16 protein-coding genes are annotated in these 15918 nt (G+C 67.2%); 10 read left to right on the top strand and 6 right to left on the bottom strand.

Annotation, left to right across the window (positions count from 1 at the left end; all coding sequences use genetic code 11):
* Positions 1–3: 3 nt before the first annotated feature.
* The 3 genes from NYR58_RS01490 to hemP are packed head-to-tail and all read right to left on the bottom strand — an operon-like array spanning position 4 to position 2174.
* Entirely contained in the window at positions 4–885 is an 882-nt protein-coding gene (locus tag NYR58_RS01490) for a heme/hemin ABC transporter substrate-binding protein (RefSeq protein WP_261518624.1), read from the bottom strand.
* A 19-nt stretch (positions 886–904) separates the two neighbouring features.
* Positions 905–1954 carry a hemin-degrading factor gene (locus NYR58_RS01485; protein ID WP_261518623.1) on the bottom strand — a complete coding sequence of 350 codons (1050 nt, stop codon included), beginning with the start codon at positions 1952–1954 and terminating at the stop codon, positions 905–907.
* A 16-nt stretch (positions 1955–1970) separates the two neighbouring features.
* A complete protein-coding gene (gene hemP, locus NYR58_RS01480) occupies positions 1971–2174 on the bottom strand; it encodes a hemin uptake protein HemP (RefSeq protein ID WP_261518622.1) in 204 nt (67 codons plus the stop codon).
* 214 nt (positions 2175–2388) lie between these two features.
* On the opposite strand from hemP, the gene NYR58_RS01475 reads away from it, so the two are divergent.
* Genes NYR58_RS01475 through NYR58_RS01440 form a run of 8 tightly spaced genes read left to right on the top strand, consistent with a single transcriptional unit; the run spans position 2389 to position 8079 of the window.
* On the top strand, positions 2389–4515 hold the full coding sequence (locus tag NYR58_RS01475) for a TonB-dependent hemoglobin/transferrin/lactoferrin family receptor (protein WP_261518621.1): 2127 nt from the start codon (positions 2389–2391) through the stop codon (positions 4513–4515).
* 2 nt (positions 4516–4517) lie between these two features.
* On the top strand, positions 4518–4952 hold the full coding sequence (locus tag NYR58_RS01470; RefSeq protein ID WP_261518620.1) for a hypothetical protein: 435 nt from the start codon (positions 4518–4520) through the stop codon (positions 4950–4952).
* Between the two features lie 47 nt (positions 4953–4999).
* On the top strand, positions 5000–5701 hold the full coding sequence (locus NYR58_RS01465; RefSeq protein WP_261518619.1) for a MotA/TolQ/ExbB proton channel family protein: 702 nt from the start codon (positions 5000–5002) through the stop codon (positions 5699–5701).
* Positions 5691–6074, top strand: a complete 384-nt coding sequence (locus NYR58_RS01460; RefSeq protein ID WP_261518618.1) for a biopolymer transporter ExbD — start codon at positions 5691–5693, stop codon at positions 6072–6074. Before NYR58_RS01465 ends, NYR58_RS01460 begins: the two co-directional genes overlap by 11 nt.
* Positions 6075–6078: 4 nt before the next feature.
* The gene (locus NYR58_RS01455; RefSeq protein ID WP_261518617.1) at positions 6079–6483 is read left to right on the top strand and encodes an ExbD/TolR family protein; all 405 of its coding nucleotides are present in this window, start codon (positions 6079–6081) and stop codon (positions 6481–6483) included.
* Between the two features lie 23 nt (positions 6484–6506).
* A complete protein-coding gene (locus NYR58_RS01450) occupies positions 6507–7517 on the top strand; it encodes an energy transducer TonB (protein WP_261518616.1) in 1011 nt (336 codons plus the stop codon).
* Positions 7518–7543: 26 nt separating this feature from the next.
* Positions 7544–7780, top strand: coding sequence for a hypothetical protein (locus NYR58_RS01445; RefSeq protein ID WP_261518615.1), 237 nt, complete (start codon positions 7544–7546; stop codon positions 7778–7780).
* Complete coding sequence (locus tag NYR58_RS01440) at positions 7765–8079, top strand: antibiotic biosynthesis monooxygenase family protein (protein WP_261518614.1); 315 nt, start codon at positions 7765–7767, stop codon at positions 8077–8079. Before NYR58_RS01445 ends, NYR58_RS01440 begins: the two co-directional genes overlap by 16 nt.
* A 9-nt stretch (positions 8080–8088) precedes the next feature.
* Here the strand turns inward: NYR58_RS01440 and putA are convergent, their stop codons facing one another.
* Positions 8089–11700: a bifunctional proline dehydrogenase/L-glutamate gamma-semialdehyde dehydrogenase PutA gene (putA, locus tag NYR58_RS01435; protein WP_261518613.1), complete on the bottom strand. Its 3612-nt coding sequence runs from the start codon at positions 11698–11700 to the stop codon at positions 8089–8091.
* 143 nt (positions 11701–11843) lie between these two features.
* On the opposite strand from putA, the gene NYR58_RS01430 reads away from it, so the two are divergent.
* Together NYR58_RS01430 and NYR58_RS01425 are read left to right on the top strand one after the other, a co-directional pair.
* On the top strand, positions 11844–12296 hold the full coding sequence (locus NYR58_RS01430) for an Lrp/AsnC ligand binding domain-containing protein (RefSeq protein ID WP_261518832.1): 453 nt from the start codon (positions 11844–11846) through the stop codon (positions 12294–12296).
* A gap of 94 nt (positions 12297–12390) precedes the next feature.
* Entirely contained in the window at positions 12391–13320 is a 930-nt protein-coding gene (locus tag NYR58_RS01425; protein WP_261518612.1) for a sugar kinase, read from the top strand.
* Between the two features lie 9 nt (positions 13321–13329).
* Here the strand turns inward: NYR58_RS01425 and NYR58_RS01420 are convergent, their stop codons facing one another.
* The gene (locus tag NYR58_RS01420; protein WP_261518611.1) at positions 13330–14787 is read right to left on the bottom strand and encodes an NAD-dependent succinate-semialdehyde dehydrogenase; all 1458 of its coding nucleotides are present in this window, start codon (positions 14785–14787) and stop codon (positions 13330–13332) included.
* Positions 14788–14869: 82 nt separating this feature from the next.
* A complete protein-coding gene (locus tag NYR58_RS01415; RefSeq protein WP_261518610.1) occupies positions 14870–15817 on the bottom strand; it encodes an AEC family transporter in 948 nt (315 codons plus the stop codon).
* Positions 15818–15918 lie beyond the last annotated feature (101 nt).

Raw genomic sequence — 15918 nt, 5'->3', positions numbered from 1 at the left:
GGTTCAGTTCGCCGCCAGCCGGCCGTAGAGCGCGCCGGCAAGCTCGCGCACGGCGCTGGCGGTGCGCGGGCCGAAGCCGAGCAGATAGCCGCCCTCCATGCGCACCACCGCCCTTTGGCGAGCCGCCGGCGTGGCGGCGATGGCGGGATGGGAAAACAGCGCCGCGTCATCCGCCCCGTGGTCGCCGCCGCGTGTCATCATCAGGATGACGTCGGGCCGCGCCTCGCTCACTGCCTCCTCGGAGACCTGCTTGTAGCCGGAGAAGGCGTCGATGGCGTTGACGGCGCCGGCCATGGCAATGATGCCGGCAGCGGCCGTGTCGCGACCGGCGACCAAAAGCCGGCCGCCCTGCATGCTGAGAATGAAGAGCACGCGCTTGCGCTCGTCGATGCCGGCCGTCAGGCGTTCGGCGGCGGCGATGTCCCGTTCCACCGTCACGGCAAGCTCCTGCGCCTTTTCCGCTGCGCCGAGTGCCGCGCCCACGAAGCGGATCTTGCGCAGGATTCCCTGCCTGTCATGGGTCTCCGGCACGATGACCATGGGAACGCTGGCCTTCCTGAGCACCTCCATGGTCTCCGGCGGACCGCTGCCCTCCAAGGCCAGAATGGCACTCGGCGCCACCGACAGCACGCCCTCCGGCGACAGGGCGCGCATGTAGCCGACATCCGGCAGCGCCTCCGCCTCCGGCGGGAAGGTGCTCGTGGTGTCGCGCGCCACCAGACGCTCCCCCTCGCCCAGCGCATAGACGATCTCGGTGAGCGAGCCGCCGATGGAGACGATGCGCGAGGCATCCGCGAAGGGCGGGGGAAGGCTTTCTGCCCGCAGCGGCGCCGCCGCCAGGAGGACGGCCAGGAGCGCGCCCGGAAGGAAGGGGAAGCTGGGCATTCTCAACATGATCTCCCTTTCACGCTGCGGAAGCCTGCGGCAGACGCGGCAGATGCTCCATCAGAAAGCGCCAGTCGGCGCGCTCGTCCTCGCCTTCGCGCCGCTTGCCGAAGAACTGGATGATGAGGTGGCCCTGCGCGTCATAGGCTTCCAGGGAGGTGACATGGCCGCCGCGCGCCGGCTTGCGCACCGCCCACACCTCCGCCACCTGGTCGAGGCGCAAATGCAGGTGGAAGGTGGGATCCATGACGTTGATCCACGGTCCCACCCTCTTCACATTGGCGATCGGCCCGGAATGGATCTGGATGCAGCCGCGGCTGCCCACGAAGCACATGATGGGGATTTCCTGCTGCACGGCGTGGCTCATCATCGCCGTCAGCGCCCCCTCGTCGAGCTGCCAGGCGAACGCCTCGCCCACCATCCGAACCGCCTGCCGGCGCGACAGCTTCAGCGCCCGCAGGATGGACACGAACTGGTGCACATCCGTCATCGCCTGCCAGCGCGCGCGCAACTCGTCCACCAGCGATTCGTCGCCCGCCTGCGGCATTGCCGCTTGGGCGGAAGGCTCCACCGCGACATGCGGGTCCTGGTCCGGCGCGGCGAGGGAATCGACAAGGTTCTGATAGGCATAGACGTTGGAATCGGCGCGCAGATGCACCTTGTGCACCGCGTCGCCCGCCCGATCGAAGAACTGCAGGCTGCGGCGCAATTCGCCGCCGTCGCGCTTTTCCACCGCGAAGGCATAGGCCCAATGGGCGGGGAAGATCCGCAGGTCGATCTGCTCGCCCAGCACGATGGCGCTGCTGCCGGAGAGCTGGGCATTCTCATAGACGCCGATCTTCTCGTGAACGGCGCTTTCGTTGCGCGTCAGCGCCATCACATTGCCGACGCCCGGCATCGCGGCCAGGACGTCGGCCACGCGCGGGACGAGCCGCACGGCGCCATGGCCGCAATGGGCGCCCACCAGCTCGGCCTCGGAAATGCCGAGGACGCGCGCGAGATCGCGCTCGCGCATCTTGGGGTTCTCGGCGCGCCGGCGCCGGATGTCCGCAGGCTGAAGTGACGTCATCTTCCACCGCCTCCGCCTACTTGTTGAGGATGAGCTTGCCCTGTCGCGTGATTTTCAGGCGATAGAAGGAGCCGGCATGTTCGATGGCGATCTCGCGGCGGCCGCGGAACAGATCCTCGCTGGTGACGGTGCGATCCGGCAGCCCGCCATTGTTGCGAAAGTCGAGCCCCCGCCGGATGGCGACGGGCTGCACGCGCTCTACGGAAACATCGCTTCTCATGGTTCTGAACCCTCTCTCTTCGGCCCTTGAAATCCTCACCCGGCGGGCGGTGCACATCGCGCCGGACATTTGTTGACATAAAGTATCATGTTTTATAGACACTGCAATACCGGACAAATCAAGTCAACATTTAAGCCCGCCGGGGGCAGGACAGGCCAGCAAGCCGGACATCGGCGAGCCAGCGTGAAACCGTTTGAGAAATCAGGGGTGAAGCATGAAGGGGCTACTGGCTCGACACAGGACGGCAAGACTTGGCGGGGCAGCCGTCATCGGCATTCTCTCGCTGCAGGGGGCGGCAGCGCAGGAGGTTGTGGACAATGCGATCGGCGTCACCACGCTGCAGCGACTCGTTGTCGGTGCAGGCGTGGAGAAGGTGGCCATCGACACCCCGCAATCCGTCACCGTCGTGGAGCAACAAGATATAGACGAAAAGCAGCCCGCGACCGTTGGTGAAATGCTGAAGGGGGTTCCCGGGGTCAACACGTCGGGCTCCGACCGCGTATTTGGCCAGACATTCAACATCCGCGGTATCGGCGCCCCCGAATCTGCGGGTGAGGAGGGCCGCATCATCGTTACCGTCGACGGTGCGACGAAGTTCTACGAACAGTACCGCATGGGGGGATTCTTTTCCGACCCGGAGCTCTACAGGCGAGTCGAGGTACTGCGCGGCCCGGCCTCTTCCACCCTCTATGGTTCCGGGGCGCTGGGCGGTGTCGTCCGCTTTGAAACCAAGGATGCTTCCGACTTCATCGCCGACGGCCAAACCGGCGCGCTGAGGCTGAAGGGCGGCTACAATTCCAACAGGGACGGCTGGCTCGGCTCCGTCATCTACGCGCAGCGATGGGACGAAAATGCCGAGTTCCTGTTGGCCGGAAACTATCGCCGGGCCGATTCCTATGTCGATGGCAACGGTGACGAGGTGCAGAGCTCCGATTTCAACGCCTGGTCCGGTCTTGCCAAGGGCACGTTCAAGGTTGGCGACGAGGGCACGCTGCGGATGTCCTACCAGCACTGGGATTCGGACGCCAGCGATCAGGATTATGCGCAGGTCGGCACGTCCGGTTTCTTCGGGACGGTTGATCGCCATGTCATCGACAAAACCGCGGTCGTTTCTTACGAAAATCCGGTGTCCGACAACGATTGGCTGGACTTCAAGGTCTCTGCATCGTTCTCCGACACCACGGTCAAGCAGAGAGATGCTAGCAACCCTTGCAGCATGAGCGCGCTGTTCTGCGACGCGGACTATGGCTACCGGACATGGCAGTTGAACGTCGAAAACACCAGCGAGTGGCGCGGCGCAAACTGGGAAAACTTTCTCACCTATGGCTGGCAGACAGCCTACCAGATCCGCACGGCTGAAGCCACGAACATGATGGGTGAATCGATCGGCTATGGCTTTCACCCCGAAGGGGAGGATTTCAAGACCGGCATCTTCGTACAGAACGAGTTCGTCTGGAACGACCGGCTGACCCTCATCCCCGGTGTCCGGCTCGACTGGCACCGACTGTCGCCCGGTGACATGCTCGAAGGCGCGAAGGATGTCGACGACGTGGCCTTCTCGCCAAAAATCGCCGCCCATTACAAGCTGAACGATAATTTTGCAGTTTTCGGCTCCATTGCGCATACGGAGCGCTTTCCGACGCTGGACGAGGTCTTTTCCAATGACTTCGATCCGCCGGCCGAGCCCAACTACAGCCTCAATCTCGAAAAGGAGAAGTCGAACAATTTCGAACTCGGCTTTGCCGTCTCGGGCTACGACGTCCTGCAGCAGGGCGATGGGCTGCAACTGAAGATCACCGGCTTCTACAACGACATCCGCAACCTCATCGAGCGCCAGCGCAATCAATATCCGCAGTATGTGAATGTCGGGCGCGCAAAAATCTACGGCGCCGAAGTGGAACTTGCCTATGACGCAGACTATGTCTTTGCAGAGGCGGGATACTCTTATGTTGTCGGCAAGAACAAGGACGCCGATACCTATCTGACGTCGGTTGCGCCGCACGAGCTTTCGCTCACCATCGGGGGAAAATTGCCACAGCATGACCTGAGGTTCGGCTGGCGCGCCCGTTTCGTTGCCGCACCTCAGGATGATTGCCGCCGTTCGGACAGCCCTGTCGTGTGCACTGGTGACAGTTCGCAAGGCTCGACTCGCTATGCCGAGTCGTTTGACGTGCACGATGTTTTCCTGACCTGGAAGCCGGATGACGGCCGCTTTGCGGGCTGGGAGGCCGAGTTCGGCATCGATAATATCTTCGACCGGCAATACAAGGAGTTCCTCCACAACGACCCGGCCAAGGGGCGCACCTTCAAGGTCTCTCTGGCAAAACAGTTCGGATGGTAACCATGCAAGTCTTCAAGGCGATCCGGTCCATGGCGGTGATATCCGCATTCGCAGCAACGGTGCTGAGCGCCCACGCGCAGGAAGGCGGCTCTCCGCCTTCCCTTTCCCTTGAGCTCAACGGGGTCGAGCCGGCCGGCAATGGCTGCCGGCTGACCTTCGTGGCGGCGAACCGGCTGGGCACGGACATCGAGCGGGCGGCCTACGAGGTGGCGCTGTTCGGCAAGGACGGACTCGTGAAGCGCCTGACGGTGCTCGACTTCAAGGCGTTGCCCGACGGGCAGACCAAGGTGCGCCAGTTCGACCTGCCCGACACGGCCTGCGAAGGGCTTGGCCGTGTGCTCCTCAACGGGGTGACGGCCTGCGAGGGAGCACCCGAAGGCGCTTGCATGGAGCGGCTGGAAACCGCCACCCGCAGCGACGTGGCCTTTGGCACCTGAACCGAAAGAAGCGAGCAATCGACGCCAGCGACAAGGATTTTCAAGCAATGCCAGCCGCAATCATCGACACCATCGCCTCCTTCCTCGCACTCGGCGGCCCGGTGGTCGCGCTTCTCGTCCTTTTGTCGGTGTTCGCACTGGCGCTCATCCTGCTGAAGCTCGCGCAGTTCTGGCGTGAGCGGGTGGGCCGCCACGCGCGCGCCGAACGCGCCCTGCATGCCTGGTTCCATGAGGGCTATGGCGCCGCCCGCCAGATGCTGGAGGGCGACCGCTCGCCGGCGGGCACGGCGCTGGCCGCCTGCATGCGTCTTGCCGCGCTCAGGAGCGTGCCCAAGGCGGAGATCGAGGACGATGTGAGCCGCATCGCCCTGACCCGCCTGCACGAGCTGCAGCGGGGGCTGCGGGCGCTCGATGCCATCGCCCAGGTTGCCCCGCTGCTTGGCCTGTTCGGCACCGTGCTCGGCATGATCGACGCCTTCCGCCAGCTCCAGGATGCGGGCAGCGCGGTGGATCCCTCGCTGCTGGCCGGCGGCATCTGGGTAGCGCTGCTGACCACCGCCACCGGCCTTGCCGTGGCCATGCCGGTGTCGCTGGTGCTCACATGGTTCGAGACGCGGCTGGAAAACGAGCGCGTGGCCATCGAGACGATGACCGGCGCGGTGCTCTCCCACGGGGTGGCCGTCCGCGCCGGGCAGGCAGCGGGCGAGCAGGCGCTCGATGCCGTCGCGGGGGTCGGCCATGCGCATTGAGATTGCCCCCGTCCGGCGCCGTCCCCTGTCGCTGACGCCGCTCATCGACGTCATCTTCCTGCTGCTTCTTTTCTTCATGCTTTCCTCCACCTTCACGCGCTTCGCGCAGGTGGAGGTGACGGGCGACGCCGCCGCTGCCGGTATGGCCGCGCAGACGCCCGACATCCTGATCCGCCTCGATGGCGAAGCCTGGCAGGTGAACGGCCTCGGCGCCGATGCGGAGGCAGCAGTGGCGGAGATCAGGCGCCTGCAGGACGCCGGCGCGGAGAGCGCCGTACTGCTGGTGCGCGGAGACACCACCTCGCAGGAGCTCGTCACCGCCATCGAGCGCATTCGCAGCGAGACGACCCTCAACCTCAGCATCGCGAGGTAAGCCCATGATGCGCCTTTCCCGCCCCCTGCCCGCACGCCGGCGCGAAAGCACCATTGCGCTGATCAACGTCGTCTTCCTGATGCTGATCTTCTTTCTGGTGGCGGGCACGCTGACCCCGCCGCTCGACCCGCAGGTGGAACTGATCTCCACCACAGCGGCCGAGCACGCCGAGCCACCCGATGCCCTGTTCATCACGCGCGAGGGGCAGCTGCGCGCCGGCGGGAAGGCCACGGATGCGCAGAGCCATGTGACCGCGCTGAGAGCAAAGCACAAAGGAACCGGCGCGCTGGAGGTCAAGCTGGCCGCCGATCGCGCCCTGCCTGCAAGCCGGCTCATCGAGATCGTGGCCGCTTTGCGCAAGGCCGGCGCAGACAAGATCAGCATCGTGACCGAGCGGGCCACGGAATGAGAACCGGCAGGTGGAAATGGGGGGTGGCGCTGACCCTTTCCGGCGCCATCCATGCCGGTGCTGCTGCCCTCATGCTGCCGGAACAGCCGCAGGTGCAGGAGGCGGGCGGCGCGGGCATCGCTTTGGCAGTGGCCGGCAACGCCTTTGCCGACCTTTCCGCCGCCGGCACGCCCGCCGAGACGCTGGAGCCCGTGGGCGAGGCCCCTTCCGAGGTCGCGCCAGCGCAGGCGCAAGCGGTCGAGACCGCCACACCCATGGAGGCGGAAGTCCCGCAGGTGCTGACCGCCGAACCCGATCTTCCCGCCGATATGCCGCTGGCGCCGGCACCGGTGGAGACAGCCCGGCCGACAAGGCATTCGACGCAGGAGCCGCTCGCCGTGGAGGCCGCCGATATGCCGCTGGCGCCGGTCGAGACGCAGCCGCCCTTGGAAGCGCAGACCGCCATGCCGGCGCGAAGCGAGGCGCAGGCCCCCGCGCCGCCGGCCACGGCTCGCATCGAGCCCGCCGCCCCCAGCCAGACGGTGGCCGCCCTGGCGGATGTCCCGCACCCCACCCCGCGCCCACATTACGAGCCGCCGAAGCGGGAGGGAAAGGCCGATCAGCCGCAGCCGCGCAGGACGGCGCGCGCGGCGGCGGGATCCGGCGGCCGCGACCAGGAAGATGCCAGGCGCGGCAATGCCGCACGCGGCAACGCGGCGCAGAGCGATGGCGGCGGAAAAACCGCCAGCGCGAGCGCCGCCGGCAACGCCGCCGTGTCGAACTACCCGGGCAAGATCGTCTCCAGACTGCGCCGTGCCCTGCGCTACCCCCGCGAGGCAAAGCGCGAAGGGCTGCGGGGAGAAGTGCGCGTCTCCTTCACGGTGGTCGGCAATGGCGCCGTGAGCAACATCCGCGTGACGAAGAGCTCCGGCTCGCCGATTCTGGACCAGGCGGCAGTGGAAACGGTGCGCCGGGCCGCCCCCTTTCCGGCCATTCCGCCCGCCGCCGGGCGCACCTCGTGGCCGTTCACCGTGCCGCTGGCGTTCACACGGTAGCGCCTCCAGCAGAGACAGGAACCCCCATGCTGCCCTATTTCACGCTCCACAGGCTGGCCGCACCGCGCGGCGAAGGGCTGCGGCCTGAGCTGCTCGACCTGCTTGCGCGGCCTCCAGCCGCCGTTGAAGGATGGGTCGGCGCGCCCGACATCAACACCGAGGCCCCCGAAGAGAGGCGTGGCGGCAATGTGCTGCCGTTCCCAGGTGGCGGCCAAAGGAACACGACAGCCAGGAGAAAGGACAGGACATGTTTGTTGCCATGAACCGTTTCCGCGTGGTCGAGGGCCGCGAGGCAGCCTTCGAGGAGGTCTGGAAAAACCGCGATTCCAGCCTGAAGGAGATGCCGGGCTTCATCGACTTCCACCTGCTGCGCGGACCGCACCATGCGGAGGAGGGCTACACCCTCTATGCCTCGCACACGCTGTGGAAGAGCCGGGAAGACTTCATCGCCTGGACGAAGTCGGAAAACTTCCGCAACGCACACAGAAACGCCGGTCAGAACAAGGATCTCTACAAGGGGCCGCCGGTCTTCGAGGGTTTTACCGCCGTGGAAGGGGCCTGAGGCGGCGGGTCACACCGCCGCCAACAGGCTTGCGTTGCCGCCCGCGGCCGTGGTGTCGACGCACACGGCGCGCTCGTGCACATAGGCGGCGGGATATATGCGCTCGCTGACCAGCGGCACGATGGGCCCTTGGCGGGCGGCCAGCGCCCGCCTGAGCGCGGCGAGCCACGCCCGCTCGCCGCTGGCGGCCACCAGGTCGAGCGGCAGGGTGCGCAGGTCTTGCGGGTCGACGCTGCCGGAGACGGCTTCGAGCGGCAGATCGGCCTTGAGAAGCGGCTGCAGCACGGTTGCCGCATCCACGCCCACCGCCAGCACGGCATTGCCGGCCGCCAGCGCCTGCACCACCTGCGCAAGCAGCGTCTCGCCTTCGGCACCCAGACAGAGAACGCGCCCGCGCGGCACCAGAGTCAGCGTGTTGGCCTCGCCTGTCGGCCCCGGCAGGTCGACGGGCCCATGGTCGAGGGCGGCAGCGGCCGCCAGCGCTTCCCCCGCCCGGCCGCGCAAAAGCCGCCGCAGCGTGGCGATGCGGTCGCCCTGCGCTGCCCAGGCGCTGCGTTGCGGGTCCGGCATGCAGGCGGCAAGCGCCTGCGCATCCACGACCGCACCGCCGGGCCTTGCCGCCTCGTCCGCCTGCGCCCGCCGGAAACGGCGCAGATAGTGCGGCCCGCCGGCCTTGGGCCCCGTGCCCGACAGGCCCTCGCCGCCGAAGGGCTGCGAACCGACGACGGCGCCAATCTGGTTGCGGTTCACGTAGACATTGCCGACATGCACCGTGTCCACGGCCTGCTGGGCGCGTGCGTCGATGCGGGTGTGCAGCCCGAAGGTCAGCCCGTAACCCTTTGCGTTGATGTCGGAAATCACCGTCTCAAGCGCTTCGGCCTCGAAGGTCGCCACATGCAGGACAGGGCCGAAGACCTCCCGCTCCATCTCGCCGATGCCCGAAACCCGGAACGCCACGGGAGCCACGAAACGGCCGCCCTCGGGCGCCGAAATCCGGGCGATCAGGCGGCCTTCCCCTTCCATGCGCGCGCAATAGTCGCGGATGCCGGAAAGCGCCTCGTCGTCGATCACCGGACCGACATCGGTGGAGACCTGCCAGGGATCGCCCACCACCAGCGCCTGCATGGCGCCTTCCAGCATATCGACAATGCGCTTTTCCACATCCTTCTGGACATAAAGGACACGCAGCGCCGAGCAGCGCTGGCCGGCGCTCTGGAAGGCGGAGGCCAGGATGTCGCGCACCGCCTGCTCGGGCAGCGCCGTCGAATCCACGATCATCGCGTTGAGCCCGCCGGTCTCGGCAATCAGCATGGCATCGGGCGAGGCGGTTTCGGAAAGCTGCCGCTCGATCAGGCGGGCGACCTCCACCGAGCCGGTGAAGCACACGCCGGCAATCCGCGGATCGGCCGTCAGCGGCGCGCCGACCGAGGGCCCGTCGCCGGGCAGGAGATGCAGCACGTCCCTCGGCACGCCGGCCTCGTGCATGAGCGCCGTGGCGCGCGCGGCAATCAGACAGGTCTGCTCCGCCGGCTTGGCGACCACCGCATTGCCCGTCACGAGGGCAGCGGCAATCTGCCCGGTGAAGATGGCGAGCGGGAAGTTCCAGGGCGAAATGCAGGCGATAACGCCGCGGGCGCTCGTGCCCGCCTCGGCGTGCCTGGCCTGGCTCGCATAGTAGCGCAGGAAGTCCACGGCCTCGCGCACCTCCGCCACGCCATCGGCAAGCGACTTGCCGGCCTCGCGCGCGGCAAGGGCGAAGAATTCGCCGGCATGGGCTTCATAGAGGTCGGCAAGGCGCCGCAGGACGGCCGCCCGCTCCTCCACCGGCGTGGCGGCCCAGGCAGGCTGGGCCGCCAGGGCGCGCTCCACCGCCTGGCGCACATCCTCCGGCGAGGCATCGAAAACGGTGCCCACCTCCTCCTGCGTGCGCGCCGGGTTGAACACCGTGCGCGGCCTGCCGCCGCTGCCGATGGTGGGCCGCGCCTCCCAGCGGTGGGGAGCGCGAAAGGGCCCGCGCGTCTCGTCGATGGCCGAAAGGGTCAGCGGGTCGGTCAGGTCCCAGCCGCGCGCGTTCGGCCGCTCGGCCCCAAAGATCATCGAAGGCGCAGGAATGGCTGGATTGGCGGCCTGCTGGTTGGCCGCGACGATGGCGAAGGGGTCGCGGGCGATCTCTTCCGCCGGCACATCCTGGTCGACGATCTGGTGCACGAAGGAGGAGTTGGCGCCATTTTCCAGAAGCCGCCGCACCAGATAGGCCAGAAGGTCCTCATGCGCGCCCACCGGCGCATAGATGCGGCAGCGCGTGCCCTCGCGCCGGCGCACGATCTCGTGCAGCGCCTCGCCCATGCCGTGCAGGCGCTGGAACTCGAAGGTCTGCCGGTCCTGCGCCATGGCCAGCACGGCGGCCACGGTGTGCGCGTTGTGGGTGGCGAATTGCGGATAGATGCGGTCGCTCATGGCAAGCAGCTTGCGCGCACATGCGATGTAGGAGACGTCCGTGTTCGCCTTGCGCGTGAAGACGGGATAGCCGTCGAGCCCCAGCACCTGGGCGCGCTTGATCTCCGTATCCCAATAGGCGCCCTTTACAAGGCGGACCATGATCCTGCGGTCGAGCTGGGCGGACAGGGCGTAAAGCCAGTCGAGGACGAAGGGTGCGCGCCGCCCGTAAGCCTGCACAACGACACCGAAACCTTCCCAGCCGCGCAGCGAGGGGTCGGCCAGCACGCGCTCGATCACATCGAGCGAGAGGTCGAGGCGGTCCGCCTCCTCTGCGTCCACGTTGAGGCCCATGCCGGCCGCGCTGGCGGCGCGGGCAAGCTGCAAAAGCCGCTCCGCCATCACCGGCACGACGCGCGCGCGCTGCGTCGCCTCGTAGCGCGGGTGCAGGGCCGACAGCTTCACCGAGATGCCCGGATTTTCGCGGATGTCGCCGCTCGTCGCCTCCCCTGCCAGGGCGGCGATGGCCTGCTCATAGGCCCTGAAATACCGTTGCGCGTCGGCCTCTGTTCGCGCCGCCTCGCCCAGCATGTCGTAGGAATAGGTATAGCCCTTGCGCGTGTTGGCGCGGCCGCGCCTGATGGCTTCGGCGATGGTGCGGCCGAGAACGAACTGCTCGCCCATCTCGCGCATGGCGGCGGCCACGGCGGTGCGGATGACCGGCTCGCCCAGCCGCCGCACCATGGCGCGCAGGGTTGCCTCCACGCCGTCGCCCCCCTCCTCCAGCACACGGCCGGTCAGCATCAGCGCCCAGGTGGACGCATTGACGAAGATGGAAGCCGAGGAACCGGAATGGGACGACCAGTCGTGCGGGGCGATCTTGTCGCGGATGAGATCGTCCACCGTCTCCGCGTCGGGGACGCGCAGAAGCGCCTCGGCGAGGCACATCAGCGCAACGCCCTCCTCCGTGGACAGCCCGTATTCGGAAAGGAATGCTTCCATCAGATGCATGTCGGAGCCGGCGCGCACGGCACGCACCAGCTCTGCCGCGTGGGCCGAAATGGCCTCGCGCCGCGCCTCCGAAAGCGCTGCGGTCTCGACCAGTGCGCAAAGCGCCTGCTCCTCCCCGGCCAGATAGTGCGCGCGGATGGCGCCGCGCAGCGCATCGAGATCGGATGCGGACATCACTCGCTCCCTGCTTTGTCGGCCCTAGCCTTTCGCACCCATAACATATGGTGCTTTCGCGGTGTGATCCGAAATCGGGCTGTTTTCGATCCTTGAAGACTGATATATGGGCATAAAACAAGACAAATGAGCTATGAATGACTATGAACTCGGACCGTATGGACCGTATCGACCGCAACATTCTCGACGCGCTGTCGCGCGACGCCCGGCTTTCCATGGCGGAACTGGCAAGGCGGGTGGGCCTTTCAAAGACGCCTGTGCAGGCACGGCTGAAACGGCTGGAGAAGGAAGGCTTCATCCGTGGCTATGCCGCCATCATCGACCGCGAGCGCATGGGCGAAGGCCATGTGGCCTTCGTGCAGGTCACGCTTTCCGATACACGCTCGGACGCGCTGGAAGCCTTCAACAGGGCGGTGCTGACGGTGCCGGAGATCGACCAGTGCCATATGATCGCCGCCAGCTTCGACTATCTGCTGAAGGTGCGCACGCGCGACATCCAGGCCTATCGCCGCGTGCTCGGCGAGAAGATTTCCCGCCTTCCGCACGTCTCCCACACCTCGACCTTCGTGGCGATGGAAACGGTGAAGGACCGATGAGGCACCGCCACCCGCGGCGGGTGCCGCGCGCACCATTTGCCCCCGCGCCGGAACATGCTATGCGCAGCGCGGTTTCTGGAAAAAGGGCGAGCGCATGGCAAGGGGTGGTGTTGCGGCGGTGGGCGAGTGCATGCTGGAACTTTCCGGCGGCGACGGCAGCACCTGGCGCATGGGCTATGCCGGCGACACCTTCAACACGCTGTGGACGCTGCGCGCACTCGTGCCGCAGGACCTGCCCACCGACTATGTGACGGCCTTCGGCGACGATCCCTTCTCCGCCGGGCAAAAGGATTTCTTCGCCCGGCACGGCATCGGCACCGCCGCAAGCCCGGCAATCCCCGGCCGGCGCCCCGGCCTTTACGCCATCACGCTTCAGGGGGCGGAGCGATCCTTTACCTACTGGCGCGGCGATTCGGCCGCCCGCAGCCTTGCGGACGATCCGGCCATTCTGGAAAAAAGCCTTGAGAAACGAGAACTTATCTATTTTTCCGGAATCACTTTGGCAATTCTGGAAGCGCCTGCGCGCAAAACCCTGATCGACGCGCTCGCCAGGGCGCGTTCGGCGGGCAGCCGCATCGCCTTCGACCCCAACTATCGCTCGCGCCTATGGCCCTCGGCGCAGACCGCGCGCGAAGCCGTGGCGGCGGCTCTTTCGATCACCGACATCGCTCTGCCCACCTTCCCCGACGAGGCGGAACTCTTCGGCGACGAGACCCCCAAGGCCACCGCGGAGCGGCTGGCCAGGGCCGGCATCGTGGAGATCGCGGTCAAGAACGGAGCGGAGGCGACGCATCTGCGCGCGAATGGCGAGGAGGCGTCCATCGCCGCCACCGCCGTTGCCGACCCGGTGGACACGACGGGCGCCGGCGACTCCTTCAACGGCGCCTATCTCGCCGCGCGTCTGGCGGGCGACACGCCCCGGCGGGCGGCCACCCGCGCCCATCGGGTGGCGGCCGCCGTCATCCGCGTGCACGGGGCGCTCGCGCCCTTCTCCGTCCTGCGCGACGCCTTCGCCGGCGCGTAGGCGGGGCCGCTACAGCCCCAGCCCGCCGATGCAGACATATTTGGTATCGAGATAGTCCTCGATGCCCTGATGGCCGCCCTCCTTGCCCAGGCCTGATTCCTTCAGGCCGCCGAAGGGGGCCTCGACGGTGGTGATGATGCCCTCGTTGACGCCGACGAGGCCGTATTTCAGCCCTTCCATCACCCGGAAAGCGCGGCCGAGATCGCCCGTATAGAAATAACAGGCAAGGCCGAAGGCCGTATCGTTGGCCAGCCGGACCGCCTCTTCCTCGTGCTCGAAACGGAAGATGGGGGATACGGGGCCGAAGATCTCCTCCTGCATGAAGCGCATATCGGGCGCGGCGTCGGCGATCACCGTGGGCTCGAAGAAGGTGCCGCCAAGCGCGTGTCGCTTGCCGCCGGCCACCACCCGGCCGCCCTTGGCGGTGGCGTCGGCGATCAGCTCCTCCACCTTCTCCACCGCCTTGTCGTCGATGAGCGGCCCCTGCTGCGTGCCATCCTCGAGGCCCGGCCCCACCTTCAGACGGCCCATCGCCTCCACGAGCTTCTCCACGAAGCGGTCGTAGATGCCCTCCTGCACGAAGAACCGGTTGGTGCACACGCAGGTCTGACCGGAATTGCGGTATTTCGCGGCGACCGCGCCTTGGACGGCGCGGTCGAGATCGGCATCGTCGAAGACGAGGAAGGGCGCGTTGCCGCCGAGTTCCATGGACACCTTCTTCACCGTGCCGGCGGCCTTCTGCATGAGCAGCTTGCCGATCTCGGTGGAGCCGGTGAAGGTGATCTTGCGCACCAGCGGATTCTCGGTGAGCTCGTCGCCGATTTCGGATGCCGAGCCGGTGACGATGTTCACCACGCCCTCGGGGAAGCCCGCCTCTTCCGCCAGAACGCCCCAGGCAAGGCCCGAATAGGGCGTCTGCGAGGCAGGCTTGGCGACAGCCGTGCAGCCGGCGGCGAGCGCCGGCCCCAGCTTGCGGGCGAGCATCGAGGAGGGAAAGTTCCACGGCGTGATGGCGCCGATGACGCCCACCGGCTCCTTGGTGACGAGGATGCGCCGGTCTGCCCAGGGCGAAGGCACGATGTCGCCATAGACGCGCCGCCCCTCCTCGGCATACCACAACACATAGGCTGCCGACATGCCGACCTCGGCGCGCGCCTCGGCAAGCGGCTTGCCCTGCTCCATCACGAGAAGCTCCGCCAGGGCCTCCTGATTGTCCATGATGGCATCATGCAGCTTCCGCAGCAGCCTGGCGCGCTCGTTGGCCGAGGTCTTCTTCCAGGAATGGAAGGCCGTCTCGGCGGCCTCGATGGCGCGCCGGGTCTCCGCCCGGCCGCATTTCGGGACCGTGCCGATGACCTGCCGCGTGGCCGGGTTGACCACCTCGATGGTGGCGCCGGAATCGGCCCCCACCCAGGCACCGCCGATCAGGTTGGCCTCGCGCATGAAATGGCTCGTCTTCTTCAACATGCTTCCTCCTTCGCGCCGCGGGCGCCTGTCTTCGATCCGTCTGCCCGAAAGCTAGAGGCAACCGCGCGGAATACAAGCCCGCTCAGCCGATCACCCATTGTGCCACCGCCAGCCAGAAAGCCGTCGTCAGCACGGCGGCGGCAGTGCCGAGGCTCATCGCGTTGGACGAGATCGCCTGGCCGGTGCCGAACCGCATGGCGATCAGATAGGGGTTGACCCCGGAGGGCAACGACGCGGCGGCCACCACCACCTTGGCGCTCATCGGCGGCAGGCCCATAAGCTTTGCCATCACAAGGGCGATGCCCGGCATCAGGAAGAGCTTGAGCCCCGCCACGGCCAGCGCCGGGCGCACATTGCCTGTAATGCCGTAGCGCCTGAGACCAAGCCCCATGGCGAACAGCGCCACGGGACCCGCCACGTCGGCCAGCGCATCCACCAGCCGCTCCATGAGCGAGGGCATCCCGATGCCGGCGGCGCGCCAAAGGAGCCCGGCGGCAATGCCGATGATGAGCGGGCTTGACGCCAGGCTGCGGGCAAAGTCCGCCGCCGCGCCGGCAAGGCCGCGCGCCTCCTCCCCCTCGCCCAGCCAGCCGAACAGCAGGATGCTGGTGCCGATCATGATGGGCAGGTGGATCGACACGATGAGGGAGAGCACCTCGAAGCCGGGCTGTCCGTAGACGCCCAGCATGAAGGGGATGCCGAGCAGCACCAGATTGGAGAAGCTCGACGCCAGGCCGCCCACCACGGCGGCGCGCTTTTCCCTGCCGAAGGCATGGACGATCACCAGATGGCCGGCAAGCCATGTGACGGCGACGGCGGTGAAATAGGACACCCACAGGCCGAGCGGCAGGCTGCCGCCGAAATCCGCCCCTGCCATGGTCCTGAACAGCAGGAGGGGAACAGCCACCGAGACCGCGAAATCGGAGAGCGCATCGCCGGTCTGCTGCTTCAGCAGGCCGAACCAGCCGGCGGCATAGCCCAGCGCGACCAGTCCGAAGATGAAGGCGATGGTTTCGACAAGGGAGGACATCCACCCGCTTTATGGCAGCCATCGGGTGACGGCAAGCGCCGGGGGCGGCAATGCACGGCAATACACAATCGAGGCGGCCGCAATTGCTTGCCTGCGCGCCC

This window comes from Chelativorans intermedius, from assembly GCF_025398255.1.
Lineage (GTDB): Bacteria > Pseudomonadota > Alphaproteobacteria > Rhizobiales > Rhizobiaceae > Chelativorans > Chelativorans intermedius.
The sequence above is the reverse complement of the archived record's forward strand: the minus strand, read 5'-3'. Positions and strand labels throughout refer to the sequence as shown.